Raw genomic sequence first — 18404 nt, 5'->3', positions numbered from 1 at the left:
TCAGTTAGCCTCCCCGGCATGGGTGCAGAATATCATCTGCCGCCTGGTAATTCCTGGTCTGTACGCCCGTTAATCCCAGCAGGGTGGAGAACAGATTATCTTGTGAGAAGTCTTCTGCGCTGGCCCGTTTTTGCAAACATGTTTGCGAGATCTGGTAGCGTTGCTGGTAGTCCTCTGACAACCACAGCAGCATCGGTACATGCTTTTGTGTTTCTGGCGCGATGGAATACGGCAGGCCGTGTAAATAGACGCCGTTTTCCCCTAACGATTCACCGTGATCGGAAAGATAGACCAGGCTGGTGGTGAAATTGTCCTGATGCGCTTTCAGTATATTGATTGCTTTATCAACAATATAATCAACATACAGGATGGTATTGTCGTAGGTATTCACCAGTTGTTGCTGCGAGCAGGTTTGGATCTCATTGGTGTCGCAGGTTGGGGTGAATTTCTTGAACTGCGGCGGATAGCGGTTGTAATAGGTCGGGCCGTGGCTGCCGATGGTGTGCAGCACAATCACGCCGTCGCCCTGAAGATGGTTAATGTACTCTTCCAGCCCGTGGAACAGAACGTCGTCGTAGCATTCACCGTCGATGCACTGCCCCGGCAGATTTAGCTTGGTCATATTCTGATGCGGTACGCGATCGCATGCGCCTTTACAGCCGCCGTCGTTATCATTCCACAGCACGTTGATTCCCGCCCGCTGAATGACATCAAGTACGCCTTCCTGGTGGTGTGCCAGCTCTTCATCGTAGTGTGCACGCGGCATGTCGGAGAACATGCAGGGGACGGACACCGCCGTCGCCGTCCCGCAGGACGTGGTGCGCGGGAAATAGACCACGTCATCTTTTTCCAGCCGCGGGTTGGTCTGGCGTGAATACCCCGACAGCGAGAAGTTATCCCCGCGCGAGGTTTCTCCCAGCACCACGATGGTGAGATTTTTACGCTTTTCTTTCAGCATTAACGGATTGCGGTGGGCATCTTCGCCAATACGCACCAGCGGTAAATCGGCCAGGCGCTGGTGTGAATACCAGGATGAGGTGGCGACGATGCTGTTGGACGGGCTGAGGGATTTAACCAGCTCTTTGTTGTTGCGAAACAGTGAGGCGTAATCTTTGTAGAAGAAGGTGGCGACCAGCACGATCAGCAGTACCGAGACCAGGATATTTGCCCCCCGGTACAGCACGCTACGCAACACCGGCGTCGTTGGCTTAATTTTGATCCAGCAGGCGATGATCGCCGCCAGAATACCGCTTATCCCGAGCGTGATGATCATTTGCGGCGTCAGCAAGGCGAAGGTTTCAGCGGGCGTGGTATCCATCATATTGGCGATCATCGAGCGGTCAATGATGATGCCGTAGGTCATGATGAAATATTGGGCAGAGGCACCCACCAGAATGAAAATGCAGGCCAACGGGCGGTTAAGCCACAGGAATGAAGCCAGCGTCAGCACAATGTTCATGACGCTGAAGGCCACCACCGGCATGGAGAGAAACACCAGCACGTTGCGCAGGGAGTCCAGCGGGAGGTCTTGCAGCACCTGCTTATAGAACGCAACGTTCAGAAAGGTGGCCAGATAAAAAGAGATCAGCAGCAGCCAGCTGATGTGCCCGAGAGTCGGTCTTTTAAACAGGTGCTTTAACATGAAGAGGAAATTCCATCGACTAAGTGGGGCAGATCCTCGCAAAGTAAAGTTAAGCCAACCTTAAGAACTTAAGATTGGCTTAATACCGGATGGCTGCGATGCCTTGTCCGGCCTATATGCACCCCTGCTGCTTACATTAATTATTGTTAACTGGGGCATCCAGTGGATACGGATTTTTATGGATCCGGTTGTAATTAAGGGCATACAGCGCGGTGATGATCATCAGCATCACGAATGACCACATCACTTCTTTGGCGCCCGAGCCGACCACTGCCCAGATGCAGTAGATAAATGCCACGAAGGTGACCAGCAAGTACAGAGGACGTGCTTTACCAAAGTGACCATGGCCCAGCAGCAACAGGGCGGCACAGGTATACAGGTAAGGCACCAGCGTGAAGATGACCGAGACAGAAGAGACCAGACCAAACTCTTTGGCGGCGTTCGGTGACATGCTGCTGAACTGGAAGAGAGTCATCAGGATCCCGACGATAATTAACCCGGCAACCGGCGTACCGGCTTTGTTGACGCGAGCGAAAATCGGTGGGAACAGACCGTCGTCGGCCGCCGCTTTTGCGGTTTGCCCGGCAAGCAACGTCCAGCCGCCCAGTGAGCCGAGACACCCGGCCGCTGCGCAGAAGGAGACAATCGCGCCTGCGGTGTCACCCAATGCCATGCGTGCCGCATCGCCGAATGGTGAAGCCGAAACGCGCAGCGCCGCGTTAGGGATCATGCCCATAATCGCGGTGGTAGAAAGCACGTAGCAGACGGCGGCAATCAGTACCCCGCCAATGGTGGCGATAGGAACGTTACGTTTAGGGTTTTTGACCACGCCCGCAGCCACAGAAGCACTTTCTACCCCGATGAATGACCACAGGGTGACGTTCAAGGTGCTTTGGATCGCGCCGAAGGTGTTCATGCCGCTGACGTTCCAGGCTGCCATATAGGTTTCACCGCGAAACCAGAACCAGCCGAAGACGGCAATCCCGACAATGGGCACCAGTGCCAGCACGGTAGCAATGGCCTGCACGCGGGTGATCATTTTCGGCCCGACGATATTCAGCAACACGAAGACCCACAGTACGGCGACGCAGGTCAGCGTTAACACCAGCGGATCTTTTAAGATGGGGAAAAAGTAGCTCAGGTAACCCACGCCAATGACCACCATCGCGATGTTACCGATCCAGCAGGCCAGCCAGTACAGGACGTTGGTTTGATAGCCTAAGAAGGGACCGAAGCAGCGGCGGGCATACGCGTAAGAACCACCGGGACTGGAGTCTAAGGACGACATTTTGGCGTACACCATCGACAGCGCCAGCGCGCCGATAATTGTGACCAGCCATCCGTAGATTGCAATCCCGCCAGTTGACGCCAGATTGGCGGGTAACAGGAATACACCGGAACCCATAATATTCCCCGACACCATTAAGGTGACGGGGATTAAGCCCACTTTGTGAGCATCAGCATCCGTCGACATATTTCTTAACTCCTGATAAGGATAAATGACGACGTATCATACCTCCGCAGAAGATGATTGAATTATGGCGAAAGGGGAGTATCGCCAATGCTGATATTATTATGGCTTATTGCTAAATGATTAAAAATCAGGCGGCCGTTTGTTCCCGGTGCAGGCTAACATAATGCAGTGGGGTCATCCCGTAGAACTCTTTGAATACAGAGATGAAGTATGACGTACTGTTATATCCGCACAGTTGCGACACCTGAGATATGTTTTTTCCGTCCATCAATAATTGATTGATGGCATAACGCATGCGACAGGTGGTAATTATTTGGCTGTAACTTGTATTTTCATTTTTGAGCTTTTTCTTTAACAAACTGGGGCTCAGGCACAGGCAACTGGCGACCAAACTCAAGTTCCAGTCTTTATGAATATCACTCTCAATGATGTGATAAACGCTGTCGCTAATACGACTGCGTAACATATGCATCAGCAGCGAGAGAAACTTTTTGCTGTCGAGAAAGCGTGATAGCACGGTGAACAGCAGTGCACGTGTCCGTTCTGCCTCCCCTTCGTTCAGCGTTTCCATCACGCTGTGCTGGGCGGCGACCCGAAACACATCCGGCGTCAGGCAGGCAGCGGTCATTACCGGGCTGGCACTGCGTTGCCAGAGGGGGATTTGTGAGAGATCTTTATTTAAAAATCGTAAGTAATCTTTAATAATGTCGCGACTGATGTGAACCACCAGGGCGTTATTGAGTGAAGAGAAGTCGATAATATTATTATCACATGCCACCAGTGCCATGTGGTTGGCTTTTAAACTGATGGCTTCTTTACCGTTAATCCTTAACCAAACATCTTTCTCCGTTAATACAACAACACAAGCTTCTTTGCTGCAAACCCTCATACCCGAACTCCTGGAATATGAATATAAAATACCGTCGCTCGCCGAAGGGTGAGTAATACCGGTTAAATGGAATTGTATGATGAATCAAAACCTGCGATAAAATAGCGTGATTCAAAGGAATTACAATATCTGTGGGGATTATTGGGGTGTACATAATAATTTACGCGAGTGGCAACGTGTTTTCGCTGCATAAAAAAAGCGCGGGGTGGCCCCGCGCAAAAGGTATGACAATGTTATTGTTTTGCAGCAATACTCAGGAATTACTCAAGCATGACATGTCTACCTTAAACATCGGACTATCTATAAAGCGACATTATGCTTTCACGCACATGACGTGATACATGCCGTCGATAATTTCCGTTCCTTCGGTTTCATGTTCAAAACCAGGGAAGTTATGGTCCCAGGATTGCAACGAACGCAGGTAACTTATCTGTGGGCTATTGGCATCGCCAAAGTTTTCCCCGGACAGCAGCATCGGGATTCCCGGTGGGTAAGGGATAACGGAATTGGCGGCAATACGGCCCGGCAGATTTTCGATGGCTACCATCTCAACGTTGTCGCTCACGATCGCGTTATAGGCTTCGCGCGGGGTGATTTCAGCGACAGGCAGGCCGGAGTAGGCCGCATTGAGGCGGCTACCTGGGTTATTTTCTTTCAGCCAGGCGAACATGGTGTCGCCCAGATCGTGAATGCCCATGTTGGCGTAAGTGTCAGGATGTTCCTCTACCAGTTCCGGCATCACCTGTGACAGCGGGGTATTGGCATCGTAATGGTGCTTGAAGGAACACAGCGTGTTGATAAGCGTGCCCCATTTCCCGCGGGTGATCCCCATTGAGAACAGGAACATAATCTGGAAGTCGGTGGTGCGGGTCGGTACGATACCGTGACGTCCAAGCCAGGCGGTGACCAGCGCGGCCGGTACGCCATTTTCTTCCAGCTCGCCGTCGTCGCCCATTCCCGGTGCCAGAATGCTGACCTTAATCGGGTCCAGCATGCTCCAGTTATCCGGCAGGTCTTTAAAGCCGTGCCAGGATTCACCCGGGCGCATCACCCAGCAATTCTGGTCGGTGGTCAGCAGTTGGGTCGGAGCATCCGCGAAGTCGTAGGTTTCGCCGGTTTGTGGATCGGTGACCACCTCTTTGTTCCACGGTTTGAAGAACCAGTCGCCCTCGGCGGTGAATTCTTTGTATAACCGCGCCATTGCCTGGCGGAAATCAACCGCTTCGTCGATCACTTCCTGAGTGAGCGACAGGCCGCTATTACCGTCCATCATTGAGAGCGCCACGTCGTTTGAGGCGCAGATGGCATACAGCGGTGAGGTGGTGGCGTGCATCATATACGCCTGATTAAAGCGGGAGAAATTCACCGCTCCACGGCCTTCACGCACGTGAATGTAAGAGGCCTGTGACAGCGCATTCAGCAGTTTGTGGGTGGAGTGCGTGGCAAATACGGTGGGGCCGTTATGGTCGCCCGGCTCTCCACGCATGGCGTAGTGGTCGTTGTAAATTGGGTTGAAGCGCGCATAGCCGTACCAGGCTTCATCGAAGTGTATACGATCGCTGGTTTGTGCCAGCAGGTCTTGCGCTTCTTTCGCGTTGTAGCAGACGCCGTCGTAGGTACAGTTAGTGACCACGCTGTAAGATGGCTTTTGCCCGGCTTTACCTTGCGTCAGCGGGCTTTCGCTGATTTTTTTCTGCAACGTTTCCGGCTGCATTTCCTGCGGGTAGATAGGCCCGATAATGCCGTAACGGTTACGGCTTGGCACCATATACACCGGTTTTGCACCGGTGAGGATCAGCCCCTGCTCGATCGATTTATGGCAGTTTCGATCCAGAACGACCACGTCGTTGTCGGTCATGCAGGCCTGCATGATGGTGCGGTTAGAGCCGGATGTGCCGACCACTACGGACCACGAACGGTCAGCGCCAAAGACGCGAGCGGCATATTTTTCACTCTCGCCAAATGCGCCGGTGTGGTCAAGCAGCGAGCCGAGAGAGGCGCGTTCGATACCCATATCGCTACGGAACAGATTTTCGCCGTAGTAATCATGGTAGAAACGACCCGCAGGGGTTTTGGTAAATCCGACGCCGCCCTGGTGGCCCGGTGCGGCCCAGGAATATTCATGGATGTCGCCGTATTTCATCAATGCGCTGAACAGTGGCGGCAGAAGCTGCTGGCGATAACGGGTCATTGCCGCAACGGCGCGCCCGGCGATAAAGTCGGCAGTATCTTCCAGAATCCAGGCGAATTCATCGACAAGCTCCAGCAGATCGCGATCCAGCGATGCAGTAGCTTTTTCCCGATCGCCCAGCAGGAAAACGGGAACATTTTGCTGGCGTTCGTGAAGCTTGCCGATCAATTGCCTGACGTTGAGGTGTTCGTCCTGTTGTTCCATTTGGTAGCTGAACATCAGGCAGTCAATGGCCTCATTGGCGGCCAGGATGGCATAACCATCATCGAATGATGTGGACTTAATGACGGTCACATTTTGCCGACTTAGAGCGTCCGCCAGACGTTCGACCGCGTGGCCGACCCAGGTGTCCTGATGCAGAAATTCGCTTTCAACAATTAATACTTTCATCGTCTGTTTCCCGTAGTGGAGGATGTGTGACGAGGGCAAGTATTTACCTGATAAATACGGGAGTAAAGGGGGCGAAAATCAGGCGATTTTGTGTTTTTATTTTTTAAAAACAAATGGTTGATTGGTGCATTTGGCGATTTTTCCCCGTCTTTTATCGACAGGGGAATTATTTTTTTGGCTGATAGTGATATTGCCGGGGTCAGAGGGCTGAGGACTGTCGTCTTTGCTGACTCAGTTTGCGGTATTGCTGTGGTGACATGCCGACAAATTTGTTGAAGGTGTCGTAAAAGCGGCTGCTGGAGCGGAACCCGGCAGTCAGCGCCACGTCCAGAATCGTTTTATCGGTATCGCTTAGCAGCGCGCGGACGTGGTTGATCCGCATCGCGGTAATGTACTGCTTCATGGTGAGCTGCATTACGCGCTGGAAAATTCCCATCGCATAGTTGGCATTGAGTTTCACATGCTCTGCGACGTCGTTAATGGTGAGCGCCTGATCGTAGTTGTCGGCAATAAAGCTCAGCATCTGGCTGACGTAAAACTGAGCGTGTCGGGAAACGCTGTTTTTGTGCGTGCGCGAGGTTTTATTGACCAGAATCGGCTGCCAGCCCGACAGGCTAAAGCGCTTAAGCATCAGACCAATTTCGTCGATCGCCAACTGGCGAATTTGTTCGTTCGGGCTGTTTACCTCTTGCTGCCAGCGCTGAACTTCAAAGGTGCTGAGCTGTTGCGTCGCCAGTGATTTAATGACCATGCCATGCGTGACGTGGTTGATCAGTTCGCGATCCAGCGGCCAGGAGAGAAACAGGTGCATCGGTAAATTGAAAATCGCCATCTGCTGGCAGGTACCCGGACGGGTGAGCTGGTGCGGCGTACAGGCCCAGAATAATGTGATATGTCCCTGTTTTATCTGCACCACTTCGTTATTGATAACATACTCAACGTCGCCATCGAACGGTACATTCACTTCCACCTGGCCGTGCCAGTGGCTGGAGTCCATGGCATGCGGCGGGCGCAGCTCGATATCCATGCGTTGATACTCTGAGTACAGCGTCAGCGGGCTGCGGGTCTGCTGTTCATCGCTACTGCACATATGTGGATCGGGAGGGAGAAGCGGTATCGGTAACGTCGTCATGGTCACTCCATTTCCTGAATGCTCAGAATCATGCCATTTGTATACAGATAAGACTGCGAATTGGGACGCAAATTGAGTCATTAGACCTCAGCATAGTAGAGTTTTTGGGCCACATACTCTGCTTTTCGGCTAATTTAATCCCATTAACTCAGATTCTGCGTGGGCAGAAAGGTGATCTGAGTTTTTGGGAATGCTCATTACAGAAGCCGGAGGCTTTCATCGCCATCGCGTGCCATCCTGACGATGACCAACAACGTTCTGGAGAGTGATGATGTCTGCACCCAAAATTACCTTTATCGGCGCCGGTTCCACGATTTTCGTCAAAAATATTCTCGGGGATGTCTTTCACCGCGATGCACTGAAATCTGCGCATATTGCCTTAATGGATATCGATCCCACACGCCTTGAAGAATCGCATATTGTGGTGCGCAAACTGATGGATTCAGCGGGCGCATCCGGTCACATTACCTGCCATACCGATCGGAAAGCGGCGTTGCAGGATGCCGATTTTGTGGTTGTCGCCTTCCAGATTGGCGGCTATGAGCCGTGTACCGTCACTGATTTTGACGTGTGTAAACGTCATGGTCTGGAACAAACCATTGCCGATACGCTGGGGCCGGGCGGCATTATGCGCGCGCTGCGCACCATCCCGCATTTATGGCAGATTTGTGAAGACATGACCGAAGTTTGCCCGCATGCCACGATGCTTAACTACGTCAATCCGATGGCGATGAACACCTGGGCTATGTATGCACGGTATCCGCAGATTAAACAGGTTGGGCTGTGCCACTCTGTTCAGGGGACGGCGGAGGAGTTGGCGCGTGATTTGAATATCGATCCCGCCACGTTGCGCTACCGTAGCGCCGGGATCAACCATATGGCGTTTTACCTGGAGCTGGAACGAAAAACAGCAGAGGGCAGCTATGTGGATTTGTACCCGGAACTGCTGGCTGCTTATGAAGCCGGTCAGGCGCCGAAGCCTAACATTCACGGGAATAGCCGCTGCCAGAACATCGTGCGGTATGAGATGTTCAAAAAACTGGGGTACTTCGTTACTGAGTCTTCAGAACATTTTGCTGAATATACGCCGTGGTTTATTAAGCCGGGACGTGAAGACCTGATTGAGCGCTACAAGGTGCCGCTGGATGAATACCCGAAACGTTGCGTGGAACAACTGGCGAACTGGCATAAAGAGCTGGAGGAGTACAAAACGGCGGCGCGGATTGATATTAAACCGTCGCGGGAATATGCCAGCACGATCATGAATGCCATCTGGACCGGTGAGCCGAGCGTGATTTATGGCAACGTGCGTAATGACGGCCTGATCGATAACCTGCCACAGGGCTGCTGTGTGGAAGTGGCGTGTCTGGTTGATGCCAATGGCATTCAACCGACGAAGGTGGGCACTCTCCCATCGCATCTGGCGGCAATGATGCAAACCAATATCAATGTGCAGACCCTGCTGACCGAAGCCATCCTGACGGAAAACCGCGATCGGGTGTATCACGCGGCAATGATGGACCCCCATACCGCGGCAGTATTGGGCATTGAGGAGATTTATGCGCTGGTGGACGACCTGATCGCTTCACATGGCGACTGGTTACCGGCCTGGTTACATCGATAAGCCCCTTGCGCGCCGGCAGCATGTCCGGCGCCCGACGTCTCACGTTTCCTATTACAGAAGGCGGGCGCTGGTAACAGTGACCCGATACCCTATGAGCATATCTCTGACAACAAAACTCAGTTATGGATTTGGAGCGTTTGGTAAGGATTTCGCTATTGGTATTGTGTACATGTACCTGATGTATTACTACACCGATGTGGTGGGGTTATCGGTGGGTCTGGTCGGGACATTGTTCCTGGCGGCAAGGATTTGGGATGCGATTAACGATCCGATCATGGGCTGGATTGTTAACGCCACCCGCTCACGCTGGGGAAAGTTTAAACCCTGGATTCTAATCGGCACCCTGGCGAACTCGCTGGTGCTGTTCTTGCTATTTAGCGCCCATCTGTTCGAAGGGACAACGCAGGTTGTCTTTGTATGTGTCACCTACATTCTGTGGGGGATGACCTACACCATTATGGATATTCCCTTCTGGTCGCTGGTGCCGACCATTACGCTGGATAAACGCGAACGTGAGCAACTGGTGCCGTTTCCCCGCTTTTTCGCCAGCTTGTCCGGGTTTGTGACCGCCGGGGTAACGTTGCCCTTTGTCAGCTATGTTGGCGGGGCCGATCGCGGATTTGGTTTCCAGATGTTTACGCTGGTGCTGATCGCATTCTTTATCGTGTCGACATTCGTGACGCTACGTAATGTGCATGAGGTGTATTCGTCGGACAGCGATGCAACAGCTGACAGCAGTCGCCTGAGTTTGAAAGCGATCGTCGGACTTATCTATAAAAACGACCAGCTTTCCTGCTTGCTGGGCATGGCGCTGGCCTACAATATCGCGGCCAATATTATTGCGGGTTTTGCTATTTACTATTTTACCTACGTAATTGGCGATGCGGCCCTCTTCCCGTACTACATGTCCTACGCCGGTGCGGCTAATCTGCTGACGCTGATCCTTTTTCCTCGACTGGTGAAAGCGTTGTCCCGGCGGATCTTATGGGCTGGGGCATCGATAATGCCGGTACTTAGCTGCGGCGTGCTGTTGGCGATGGCATTAGCGGGTTTTCATAATACCCTGCTGATTGTGATTGCCGGGGTTTTACTGAACATTGGTTCGGCGCTTTTCTGGGTGCTGCAGGTCATTATGGTCGCGGACACCGTCGATTACGGTGAATACAAGCTCAATGTACGTTGTGAAAGCATTGCCTATTCGGTACAAACCATGGTGGTCAAAGGGGGATCAGCGTTTGCTGCTTTCTTTATCGCGCTGGTGCTCGGGATAATTGGCTATCTGCCGAACGTTGAGCAGTCTGCCGAAACCATCGTGGGTATGCAATTCATTATGATAGCGCTACCGGCACTCTTTTTTATGGTCACGCTAATCCTCTACTTCCGTTTCTACCGACTGAACGGCGATACGCTGCGCCGGATCCAGATCCACTTGTTGGATAAGTACCGCAAGGTGCCTTCGGTGGATGAGCAACTGGATATACCGGTGGTTGCGGTAGCAACCACCGGTGAAGCTAAGGCGTAACGTACAGGCCGGATTAGCGTCAGCGACATCCGGCAATCAGTTCACGGTGATTAACCCATAGCGGCACAACTGCCGACAATGAACCCGCGCCAGCAGTATCACCGTGGTTAATGCGCCGAGCAGGGCGCAGAACATATCTGACTGGGTATCCCACGGATCGCCCTGCGTGCCAAGGAAATCATCTGCACCTTGACCCATCGCCAGCGCCGCCCACCATTCAATCAGTTCATAGGTGGCGCTGATCGCCAGCGCGACACAGCAGACTAAAAACGCCAACATCTTACGCCCACGGACAATATTGCCGCGTACTAAAATCTCTCTGGCCGTCAGGGCAGGTACCAGCCCCTGGAAGAAGTGGCCCAGCTTGTCATAAGGGTTGCGGCTCAGATTCAGCCACTCCTGAACATTAAAGCCAATCGGCACCTTAGCGTAGGTGTACATACCGCCCACCATCAGAATGATGGCATGCAAGAAAATCAGCGTGTAGAGCAGCGGCGTCAGCGGGTAGCGCTTAACGGTTACCAGCAGCAACGGGACGACAATAATGACCGGCGTGACTTCCATCAGCCAGGTGATTTTTTCTGTGGCGCAGAAGCCGGTGTAGGCAAGAATGAGCGCCAGCACCAGTGCGCCAGTATTCAGCATCGAAGTATTCAGTGTGCGAATCATGATGATTTAGCGAGTAGTCGAAAAGGCTACTATTCATCGGGCGAGATAAAAATTCAATACCCGTTATTGAGGGGGGATAGTGGCCCGGGGGGATCACCGGGCTGTCCTCAACGGTTGGGTGTCCAACGATTGGGTGTCCAACGATTGGGAGCAGTCCGGTGCCGGGCCAGATAGGTTACTTCGCGCAGTTAGCGCATTGCTTGCTGACAATTTGCTGGAAGAAATCGTTGCCTTTGTCATCGACCAGGATGAAGGCCGGGAAATCTTCAACTTCGATTTTCCAAATAGCTTCCATACCCAGTTCCGGATACTCCACGCATTCCAGATGCTTAATGCTCTGCTGCGCCAGTACTGCCGCCGGACCGCCGATGCTGCCTAAGTAGAAGCCGCCGTGTTTATGGCAGGCGTCGGTCACCTGCTGGCTGCGGTTCCCTTTCGCCAGCATGATCATGCTGCCGCCGTGGGATTGCAGCAGATCAACGTAGGAGTCCATACGACCCGCGGTGGTTGGGCCTAAGGAGCCTGATGGATAACCCGCTGGTGTTTTTGCCGGACCCGCGTAGTAGATCGGGTGATCTTTCACGTACTGCGGCAGACCTTCACCGGAATCAATACGCTCTTTCAGCTTCGCATGGGCAATGTCGCGACCCACAATGATGGTGCCGCTTAACGACAGGCGCGTAGATACCGGGTATTGAGAAAGCTGGGCGAGGATCTCTTTCATCGGGCGGTTCAGGTCAACCTTAACTGCTTCACCTTCACCAGCCTGACGCAGCGATTCTGGAATGTACTGGGCTGGATTATGCTCCAGTTTTTCAATCCAGATACCGTCGCGATTAATTTTGGCCTTGATGTTACGGTCGGCAGAGCAGGATACACCCATGCCTACCGGGCAAGATGCACCGTGGCGAGGCAAGCGGATCACGCGGATATCGTGTGCGAAGTATTTGCCGCCAAACTGTGCGCCGAGACCCAGTTTCTGTGCTTCTTCAAGCAGTTCTTGTTCCAGTTGAACGTCGCGGAACGCCTGACCATGGGCATTACCTTCGGTCGGCAGAGCGTCGTAGTAGTGCGTGCTGGCCAGTTTCACCGTTTTGAGGGTGCTTTCTGCTGAGGTGCCGCCAATGACAAAGGCGATGTGGTAAGGCGGGCAGGCCGCCGTACCCAGCGTGCGCATCTTATCAACCAGGTAACTTTTCAGCTTGCCGGGGGTCAGCAGTGCTTTCGTTTCCTGATAGAGGTACGTTTTGTTTGCTGAGCCGCCGCCTTTGGCCACACACAGGAATTTGTATTCGTCACCATCCACGCTGTACAGGTCGATTTGCGCGGGCAGGTTCGTCCCGGTATTGACCTCTTTGTACATATCCAGTGCGGCGTTTTGTGAATAGCGCAGGTTATCTTCAATGTAGGTATTAAAGACACCTTTGGAGAGCGCGGCTTCGTCCCCGCCACCGGTCCAGACGCGCTGGCCTTTTTTACCCATGATAATTGCCGTGCCGGTATCCTGACAGGTTGGCAGCACGCCTTTGGCGGCGATTTCAGAGTTTCTCAGGAATTGCAGCGCCACGTACTTATCGTTTTCGCTGGCTTCTGGATCGTGAAGAATGGAGGCGACTTGCTGCTGGTGTTCCGGGCGGAGCATGAAGGAGGCATCGTGGAAGGCTTGCTGGGCCAGGAGCGTCAGTGCTTCTGGTTCTACCTTGAGGATTGTCTCGCCTTCAAACTCGCCGACGCTGACGTGATCGGATGTCAGCAGATAGTACTCAGTTTTGTCTTCCCCCAGCGGGAAAGGCGCCTGGTAAGTGAATTCAACTTTTGACATTTGCTTCCAGCCTTTTCTTTTTTATCAGAAACGTAAATTGTTCTGCATCTTATGAGTAGCGTGCCGTACAAAAGTGGACGGCACGCGAAGTGTGATTACAGGAAACCGTACATTGCAGCGAACACCCAGCCAAATACACAGGATACGCTTACGCCGATCAAACCAGGCAGAATGAAGCTGTGGTTAATGACGAAGCGGCCAATGCGGGTGGTGCCGGAACGGTCAAACTGAATGGCCGCCAGATCGCTTGGGTAGGTCGGCAGAATGTAGTAACCGTAGCATGCCGGAGCAGAGGCAACGATGTACGCTGGATCAACGCCGATAGCCAGCGCGACCGGCACGATAGCCGCCAGCGCCGCAGCCTGGGAGTTTACAAACTTGGAGACCAACAGCAGGACAACCGCATAGGCCCACGGATATTCTTTCACCATCTCGCCCAGTACGCCCTGAATTTCAGACATATGTGCGCCGAACATGGTTTCCGCCATCCAGGCAATACCGTACACCGCTACAATCGCGATCATACCTGAACGGAAGACTTCATTTTTAGAGATAGATGCGGGGTTGGTTTTGGTCAGGATGATAATCAGTGCGCCAGTCAGCAGCATGAACATCTGGATAACCAGAACCATTGACAGCGGTTTGCCACCAAAAGAAGGACGCAGTTCAGATACCGCACCCAGGACGGCAACGACAGCGATAGCGGCCAGGAAGATCCACATTGCCAGCCAGTTGCTCTTAGGCAGTTTTTTGTCTAACAGCGTAGCGGTGTCGCCATAGACATAGTGGTGGTTTTCAGGAACGGAAATGAACTTCTGAAAATCTTCGTCTTTGTCCAGATCTTTACCACGGAACCAGCTGAAGATACCGATCGCCAGAATACCCAGCAGGGTAGAAGGGATGGTGATAGCGAGCAGGTCGAGGAATTCGAGGTGCTTGCCTTCAAACGTTACGTTACCCAGCATTGCGACCAGTGACACGACGGCCACGGAAACCGGGCTGGCAATGATACCCATCTGCGCACCGATAGAACTCGCCGCCATCGGACGTTCCGGGCGAATATTGTTCTTAATCGCAACGTCATAGATGATAGGCAGAATGGTGTACACCACGTGACCTGTACCACACAGGATAGTCAGGGTGCAGGTGACAAACGGTGCCACGATGGAAACGTATTTTGGGTTACGACGCAGCAGCTTTTCAGCAATTTGCAGCATAACATCAAGACCGCCGGAGGCCTGCAAGGTTGCGGAAGCAGCGACCACGGCAATAATGACCAGCATAACGTCTACTGGCGGTTTACCCGGCTGGAGATGGAACACGAAAACCAGAATGACCAGACCGATACCGCCTAACAAACCCAGTGCGATACCGCCCTTTCTGGCACCATAAAACAAACATATTAATATTATAAGAAGCTGTATACTAAATAACATTTTATTTACCCTCGCAAAAAACCCAGTCAATTTTTGATAAATGGATCTGTGCCACACTCTTTTATGCTGTAATAAGCATCAGAAAGCGGTCAATATTCGGTATGTCCGTATTTGTGATTAATGTTCAAATATCTGTCTAGAAAATTTTTAAACGTTATTGGAAATATTTAACTTTTTTTCTGTGACTTTGTTCTGAGGAGAGAATCCTCAGGCGATGGGAAGCAGAGCATGTTATGAAGAGCATTGGCTGATGTTGTCGTGTAGGTACGTTGTCCCGGTTAACCGGAAACTTATCGTCAGCTTTACGTATTCTACTATTACGTGAACCACCGGCAGGATAGGTGAGTGTATTATTTATGTGATCACGCTCACGCCAATTCATGATGCTATGAGGTTGGCGAACGGATTCTTTTATTTGCTCACAAAAATGTACGGTGTCCATAGTACGTAGCATGTTCTCCATTGCTACCGATATAGATTTTTATGTCTGGTTAAAATCAGACTAATCCTTTAGGGGTAAAAATACACATTCTGCGAGTTAGATAATACTTAATTAACTTTTGTTAGTGATTTTGAAATTAAAAACAGTGTGATGTTTGTCAATAATAAAATAGAGCGTTAACATGCTGGATACAATTATATTTGATCTAACGCAAATTCAGTATTTTGCTGTCTAAGAAAGCAGTAGGGGGATTTTTCATTATTTTAATAACTGTTACTTTTATATAACGAATAATCCCCGTAATGCTGTTTATTGGCAGTATTGTTTTAGCAGCGAATAATGCTCAGCCTGAACGCGATAACGATACACCGGTCTGCCAGTCACGCCGTAATGAATGCTGGTAAATAAGATATGACAATTGACCAGCCAGATGAGGTACTTGCGACAGGACACACGCGAGATATTGACTTCGTTCGCCAACTCATCAGTAGAGAACTCTTGATCCTGGTGCTCATCAATCCACTGGCACAAGGTACGTAACGTTTGAGGCGTTAATCCTTTGGGTAAGCGACGTGTTTCCTGCTCGGTAGAGGAACTGCCGTGAATCAACTGATCAAGCTCCGACTGTTCATAGTACTGATGTTTTTCCATCTCCGTCTTTTTATGCAGCCAGCCGGTAAGCGCTTCTTCAAAACGGGAAGCCTGAAAAGGTTTTATCAGATAATCGACGACCCCGTAGTGGAGCGAGTCCTTAATAGTGGTAGCATCGGCGGCGGAAGAGATGACAATGACGTCACATTTGCAGCCTTCGCTATGCAGAACGGGCAGCAGATCCAGACCGTTCTCTTTTTGCATATAAATGTCTAACAAAATCAGGTCGATATGATGTTCGCCATGAAAGAGTATTTCTTTGGCTTTCTCCAGCGTAGACGCTGTCCCACAGCAATGAAAACCGGAGAGCTGCGCCACATATCGGCGATTTAACTCCGCTACCATTGCGTCGTCATCGACAATTAAGACATTGATCATCTGCTGGCCCTCTCACCATTCCACGGTAACTGTACAAAAAATTGGGTGAAGATCCCAGGTTCAGATTCGACGGCGATATTGCCGCCAACACTTTCAACCTGCTGTTTAACAAGCGCTAAACCAACGCCCCGTTCGCTTCCTTTTGACGAGACGCCTTTCTCAAATATGTGGTCAATGCGATCGGGAGCGATCCCCGGACCATCGTCATTAACTTCACAATGTAACCAGCCGTGTCGATAGTGTAAGGATACGCTGATCTCACCACCGGCTTCTTGACCTAACGCTTCCAGTGCGTTTTCAATCAAATTCCCCAGAACGGTAATCAGCACGGTTACTTGATCTTCATTGCTGTTTTCCGGTAATTGACTTTCATTACTAATGACAAGGGTATGGCCTAAATCGGATGTGCGATTAATCTTACTGAGTAAAAATCCCGCGATAACCGGGGACTTTATTTTTCCCAGCAATGAGCCGATTTCTTCCTGATAGTTATTGGCTGTCTTAATTATATAAGTTTCCAACTGCTTATAACTTTTCAGATGCAATAATCCCAGAATCACGTGCAACTTATTCATGAATTCGTGGGATCGTTCACGAAGTGCATCGGCATAGTTGACCATACCATCAAGGCGTTGCATTAGTTTACGGACTTCCGTCTTATCCCTGAACGTTGAAATAGCACCGATGATTTTACCGTTGCTGATGACCGGCACAGTGTTGATCAGCAGTAGCCGGTCTTTCACGGTGATCTCTTCATCGCGCCGTGGTGTTCCATCACGTAAGACTTCAGAAAAATCGACCACCTGTGACCAGGCATGACTGAGCGTGGAGAGTTGCGCATCGTCTTGTGACTTGCGGTAATCCAGCAGTTCCTGGGCCGCCTGGTTTATCAGCGTGACTTCACCACTGTCGTCAACGGCAATTACGCCTTCCTTTATAGAGTGCAGCATCGCCTGGCGCTGTTCAAACAGGTTGGAGATTTCATAGGGTTCGAGGCCAAACAGAATACGTTTGAGCACCTTGACCAACACCCAGGTACCCAACAAGCCAACCAGAACACCAAATAAGACGGACCAGAAGATACTGTCGCGACTGTTATTAATCTGTTCAGTGACTCTGCTGAGCTCAAGGCCAATCGACACGACGCCAATTTGGCGGTGGTTTTCGTCATAGATGGGGGTAAACACACGCAGTGCTTTAGCCAGAAAGCCACGATTAATTGCGACGTTTTCTTTCCCTTCCAGGGCCAACAAAATATCGTCGCCTTTAAACCGCTGGCCGATTCGCTGGGCCTCGGGATGTGAATAACGGATGCTTTGCATATTCGTGACGACGATGAACAGGAAGTCGTTGCTTTTATTCACCGCTTGGGCAATCGCTTGAATGCCACTTTCTTGAGGCGCTTTCTGCAGACCCTGACGGATCTCCGGGGAGTCAGCCAGCGTTCGGGCCACCGCAAGGGCTTTGTCCGCTAAGGCATCGCGCGTCATATTGCTAATTTGTGAGAAGTAAATCAGATGAACGACGAGCAGCACGGAGAAAAGTACAGCACTGACCATGAGGATCACGGTGGTGCCGAGCTTCATCGGGCGTTTGCGTATAGCAGTACGTTGCAGAGCGTTTCTCATCACGGTCCTGGAATGACTGATTGTGTGGTTATTATCACCTGATGGGATACGTAATTCAAAGATGGTAGGGGGATTATGGGGCTACTGCCGTTTGCTCTCCTTATATATAGAGTAGAAAACGGGTATGCGTTGGTTTCTTCTTTATAGGATAGGGAATTCCAGGTCGATTTCCATGGGATTCCGTAATATGAGGTTAGAGATTCTGACGGCTTTGTGGATAACTCTGTGTGTAAATGGGTATAAGGCGGGGTTTTGCTGTGGAATGCAGCAGTCAGTCATTTTTCTGTAATTTAAGGGTTGCGGGCGCCAGAGAACTCCCTATAATGCGCCTCCATCGACACGGCGGATGTGAATCACTTCACACAAACAGCCGGTTCGGTTGAAGAGAAAAACCTGAAAATAAACGGTTGACTCTGAAAGAGGAAAGCGTAATATACGCCACCTCGCAACAGTGAGCGAAAGCCGTGTTGCACTGCTCTTTAACAATTTATCAGACAATCTGTGTGGGCACTCG

General features: G+C 51.2%; 12 protein-coding genes. 2 read left to right on the top strand and 10 right to left on the bottom strand.

What is annotated here, in order from left to right; translation table 11 throughout:
• Positions 1–4: 4 nt before the first annotated feature.
• The 5 genes from eptA to melR all read right to left on the bottom strand — a co-directional run bounded on the left by eptA (position 5) and on the right by melR (position 7718).
• Positions 5–1642, bottom strand: a complete 1638-nt coding sequence (gene eptA, locus M2374_RS19505) for a phosphoethanolamine transferase EptA (protein ID WP_153880542.1) — start codon at positions 1640–1642, stop codon at positions 5–7.
• A 136-nt stretch (positions 1643–1778) separates the two neighbouring features.
• Entirely contained in the window at positions 1779–3116 is a 1338-nt protein-coding gene (gene adiC, locus M2374_RS19500) for an arginine/agmatine antiporter (RefSeq protein WP_096758642.1), read from the bottom strand.
• Positions 3117–3243: 127 nt separating this feature from the next.
• The gene (locus tag M2374_RS19495) at positions 3244–4005 is read right to left on the bottom strand and encodes an AraC family transcriptional regulator (protein WP_181688551.1); all 762 of its coding nucleotides are present in this window, start codon (positions 4003–4005) and stop codon (positions 3244–3246) included.
• 313 nt (positions 4006–4318) lie between these two features.
• Positions 4319–6586, bottom strand: a complete 2268-nt coding sequence (gene adiA, locus M2374_RS19490) for an arginine decarboxylase (protein WP_181688550.1) — start codon at positions 6584–6586, stop codon at positions 4319–4321.
• Positions 6587–6785: 199 nt separating this feature from the next.
• The gene (gene melR / locus M2374_RS19485) at positions 6786–7718 is read right to left on the bottom strand and encodes a transcriptional regulator MelR (RefSeq protein WP_117343567.1); all 933 of its coding nucleotides are present in this window, start codon (positions 7716–7718) and stop codon (positions 6786–6788) included.
• 268 nt (positions 7719–7986) lie between these two features.
• Between melR and melA the strand changes: the two genes are divergently transcribed.
• Complete coding sequence (gene melA, locus M2374_RS19480) at positions 7987–9342, top strand: alpha-galactosidase (RefSeq protein ID WP_115259658.1); 1356 nt, start codon at positions 7987–7989, stop codon at positions 9340–9342.
• A gap of 91 nt (positions 9343–9433) precedes the next feature.
• The gene (gene melB, locus M2374_RS19475; protein WP_115259657.1) at positions 9434–10864 is read left to right on the top strand and encodes a melibiose:sodium transporter MelB; all 1431 of its coding nucleotides are present in this window, start codon (positions 9434–9436) and stop codon (positions 10862–10864) included.
• 36 nt (positions 10865–10900) lie between these two features.
• Here melB and M2374_RS19470 read toward each other — a convergent pair whose 3' ends face one another.
• The 5 genes from M2374_RS19470 to M2374_RS19450 form a co-directional block, all read right to left on the bottom strand.
• Positions 10901–11533: a DUF2238 domain-containing protein gene (locus M2374_RS19470; RefSeq protein ID WP_181688549.1), complete on the bottom strand. Its 633-nt coding sequence runs from the start codon at positions 11531–11533 to the stop codon at positions 10901–10903.
• A 175-nt stretch (positions 11534–11708) separates the two neighbouring features.
• A complete protein-coding gene (gene fumA / locus M2374_RS19465) occupies positions 11709–13355 on the bottom strand; it encodes a class I fumarate hydratase FumA (RefSeq protein ID WP_137399186.1) in 1647 nt (548 codons plus the stop codon).
• 95 nt (positions 13356–13450) lie between these two features.
• A complete protein-coding gene (dcuB, locus tag M2374_RS19460; RefSeq protein ID WP_096758637.1) occupies positions 13451–14791 on the bottom strand; it encodes an anaerobic C4-dicarboxylate transporter DcuB in 1341 nt (446 codons plus the stop codon).
• A 751-nt stretch (positions 14792–15542) separates the two neighbouring features.
• The gene (gene dcuR / locus M2374_RS19455) at positions 15543–16262 is read right to left on the bottom strand and encodes a two-component system response regulator DcuR (RefSeq protein WP_096758636.1); all 720 of its coding nucleotides are present in this window, start codon (positions 16260–16262) and stop codon (positions 15543–15545) included.
• Positions 16259–17890, bottom strand: coding sequence for a sensor histidine kinase (locus tag M2374_RS19450; RefSeq protein ID WP_117343563.1), 1632 nt, complete (start codon positions 17888–17890; stop codon positions 16259–16261). The genes dcuR and M2374_RS19450 overlap by 4 nt, the downstream gene beginning before the upstream one ends.
• Positions 17891–18404 lie beyond the last annotated feature (514 nt).

Origin of the sequence: Citrobacter sp. JUb117, assembly GCF_024809055.1 — a bacterium.
GTDB lineage: Bacteria > Pseudomonadota > Gammaproteobacteria > Enterobacterales > Enterobacteriaceae > Citrobacter > Citrobacter gillenii.
Note: the sequence above shows the minus strand (reverse complement) of the source record. Positions and strands in the feature narration are given on the sequence as shown.